The sequence below is a fragment of the Spiroplasma endosymbiont of Lariophagus distinguendus genome (genome assembly GCF_023846195.1).
Taxonomy (GTDB): domain Bacteria; phylum Bacillota_I; class Bacilli_A; order Mycoplasmatales; family VBWQ01; genus Spiroplasma_E.
In genome coordinates this window covers 1-3,340 of record NZ_JALMUW010000078.1, presented here as the reverse complement: position 1 = coordinate 3,340, position 3,340 = coordinate 1, and the positions used below count along the sequence as shown (strand labels likewise).

5 protein-coding genes are annotated in these 3,340 nt (G+C 24.9%); 4 read left to right on the top strand and 1 reads right to left on the bottom strand.

The annotated features are described in order from the left end of the window. The 4 genes from M0D11_RS05405 to M0D11_RS05390 all read left to right on the top strand — a co-directional run. The coding region (locus tag M0D11_RS05405; RefSeq protein WP_252320802.1) for a bZIP transcription factor at nucleotides 1-916 on the top strand (916 nt) is incomplete at its 5' end. 21 nt (nucleotides 917-937) lie between these two features. Next, on the top strand, nucleotides 938-1,216 hold the full coding sequence (locus M0D11_RS05400; protein WP_252320800.1) for a hypothetical protein: 279 nt from the start codon (nucleotides 938-940) through the stop codon (nucleotides 1,214-1,216). Between the two features lie 236 nt (nucleotides 1,217-1,452). Then, a complete protein-coding gene (locus M0D11_RS05395; RefSeq protein ID WP_252318950.1) occupies nucleotides 1,453-2,073 on the top strand; it encodes an IS1595 family transposase in 621 nt (206 codons plus the stop codon). 280 nt (nucleotides 2,074-2,353) lie between these two features. After that, a complete protein-coding gene (locus M0D11_RS05390) occupies nucleotides 2,354-2,521 on the top strand; it encodes a hypothetical protein (protein ID WP_252320798.1) in 168 nt (55 codons plus the stop codon). A 238-nt stretch (nucleotides 2,522-2,759) separates the two neighbouring features. Here the strand turns inward: M0D11_RS05390 and M0D11_RS05385 are convergent, their stop codons facing one another. Next, nucleotides 2,760-3,134: a hypothetical protein gene (locus M0D11_RS05385; protein WP_252320796.1), complete on the bottom strand. Its 375-nt coding sequence runs from the start codon at nucleotides 3,132-3,134 to the stop codon at nucleotides 2,760-2,762. Between the last annotated feature and the right edge of the window lie 206 nt (nucleotides 3,135-3,340).

The window sequence follows — 3,340 nt, the reverse complement described above, 5'->3', positions numbered from 1 at the left end:
AGATAACCAAACTATTCAAGAAACAAATAATGATATATGAACAAAATTAAAAAATTATTTAAATTGACCAACATCAAACACAGAAGAGCTAATACAAGCTCAAAAAAAATATATTGAACAATTAGAACAAAGTAATTTAGAAAAAGATAAGGAAAATAAACAACTTAAAAAGCAAAATAAAGAATTAAAACAATCAAAGCACGACAATATTAATTTTGATAAGTTTAAATATAATGCTATAACAATTTATGATAAAAAACAAAGTAAAAAAACAGGTATTAATAAAATTCACGAAGAAATTTTGCCAATCGAAGATAAAATAATTTTTATAACAACTTTTGTACATGTTGATAATTCTATTACTGAGGAAATAATTTATTTCCATCAACTTACAAATGGTAATATTGAAGTCATAAAACAATTGAAAAAATATGAAAATATAAATGAGTATAAAAATGATCTTTTATTAATTGAAGAAAATTCAAATCATGAAAAAAATATAAAAGTTGACCCTATACCCATTAAAAACTTTTTAAAACAACAACATAGTTACAAACTAAAACCAACTAAAATTGAAATAAGTATATGAAGTGCCAGTTGGTTAATACCTATAACTATTATTAGTATTGGTTTAATTCATCCTCCGCTACTTGTAACAGCTATTTTACTGAGTATTGCTAGTTTAGCTCTTAAAGAAACTACAGAATTATTTTTACCAGTATCAATAAAAGTTAAATCATGAATAAGACAAAAGTTTTATTCATTAATTCATAAAATACCATTTGTAAATAAAAGAAATCTTATTAAAACTAAAGAACAACAAGAAATAGAAAGTAATATAAACAAAAATATAAAAAATTTAACTAGTGATAAACTAGAAACTATATTAGAAACACAATATGATATTTTAAAATAAGAATTAGATAACAAAAAAGATATGAAACCAGACAAACTAATAAGTAACAACACAATAAATCATAACTCAAATAGTATTTTAGAAAATTCAAGTATTAAATCAGAAAATAATCACACTTTTGATTCATCTATACGAAATACTGTAAATCAGCAAAATGCACCTTCAACAAGTTCAAATCATAACTGAGACAAAATAAAATGCTTACGGACTTCTCCCCACATGTACTTGTGGAGGAAACAATGAAATTGAATGAGTTCAACAATACTTTTCAAACAGAACAAGATTGTTTGAAATATATAGCGGACTTCTCCCCACATGTACTTGTGGAGGAAACAATGAAATTGAATGAGTTCAACAATACTTTTCAAACAGAACAAGATTGTTTGAAATATATAGTAAGTTTGAAGGAAAATAAATGTATCAGGTGTTATTGAACAAATTTGAATACTTCTGATTTAAGAAGAATAAGATGTTTGAAATGTCATCAAACATTTAGTATTCTTCATGGCACCATTTTTTACAAGTCACAAATACCTTTGAAATCTTGGTTTTATCTCATCTTTAGATGAATAAACACCAAACATGGAATTCCATCAACTGATGTTGCAAAAGAATTGGGGGTAACTTTGAAAACTGCTTGAAGAATGGGTCATAAAATCAGAACTTGTATTGCCAAACAAGAATCACAATTTATTGTTGAGGGCATAGTGCAAATGGATGAAATGTATCTTTCACATATGGGTTTTAAAAAACAAGGAAGATCCTTGGTGAATAAAACCTTGATTGTTGGTATTTATGAAAAAACAACCAATAAATTAATTGTGAAAGTATTGAAAAATGCAAAAAGTAAAAATCTTTTGCAGTTTGCAAGAAACCACATTTCTTCAAAGTGTCATGTACATACTGATTTTTGAAAAGGATATTGCGATTTTAAATCGGTTTTCACTAAGCATGAAACAGTCAATCATCAAGATAGCTATGTTTCAAAAACTGGTGTAAATACCAACCAAATTGAATCAGTTTGAAAACATATAAGAAGAACATTTAAAACACATATCAAAGTTGCAAAACATCATGTTCATTTATATGCAAAAGAAGCTGCATATAAATTCAATAAGATACCTAGTTTTGAAATTGTAATGCTATGTTTGATTTAAAAATGTGGGGAGAAGTCCGTAGATAGGCTTTTCTCAGCATTTATGTGATAAAATTTAAAAATAGTACATAAAGGGAGAAAAGCCAATGCTTATTAACAACATAATTAAAGAAATTAACAAATTTAATTAAGTAATAAAGTTCTAATCGCTATTTTCAAAAAATAGTGATTTTTTATTCTTTTTTACACATTTTTTGTTTTAAAAATATATACTTTTCTTGGATATTTTAAGGGTAGAAAAAAAATATTCAAAAATAATATAAAGAGAGGAATTTTATAATATGGAAAAATGAAGTCAAGCAGACAAAGATAAATTTAAAAAGGATGCTGAAAGAATCAACAAAGCTTGAGGAGAAAAAAACGAACGTGAAAGAAGAGAAAGAGTTGCTAATGCTCTTGGATTTGAAAAAGATAAGAAAGCATCAACTTCAAAAGGACCAAAAATGTAAATCTTAAATAAACTGCACAATTGTGCAGTTTATTTAATAATTTTATGTTTTTTGGTATAATTTTAATTAAAATATTTAACGTAAATAAGTGTTAAAATCTAAAATTGTTATAATTAAATTGTTCTTATTTTTGTATAGAACAAAATAATTATAAAAAATGAATATAAAATTTAAACATAAACACAAATTTCAAAACCCCCTAAAAATTTTAGTTTCTATTTTTAATATAGGAATTTTTTTATTTTAAATGCAGTTCTTCATCAACAATTTCTTTAAATTCCATTGCACCAAGTTTTTTAAAAAATTTATTTGTCTTATTTAGTATAATGGCATTATTATTTTTATCTAGTCAAATTCTATTAACTAACTCAAAAGATATTGTTCTATAATAAATTGGTCTTATGTATTGAATTTGATTATCAATTTTAATTTTAAAATAATCATGACTGCTAGATTCAGTAGTCATTAATTGCACTTTAACGTGGCTAGGATAAGACTTAATAACTATTGCTGGACGATACTTTTGTTTACCAGTCTCTTTATCAATATCATTTGGGAGTTGAATACGAACTCCTATGCCTTTTCTTAATTTTCATCAGTATTTTTGTTGCATATCAAGTTCGCGCTTTCCATATTTGACATATTTACAAATTAATTATATAATTAATTTGTTAGTACAGTTAATACTGTGCAAGGGAGTATAGCTCCCCAATTCCCAACCCTAGTTGTTGGGCTTTTTATTTTTTTCTTTATTTTGATTATATTACTAATATTACAAGTATTATTTTATAATAAAAACTATATAAATCAACTAATTAT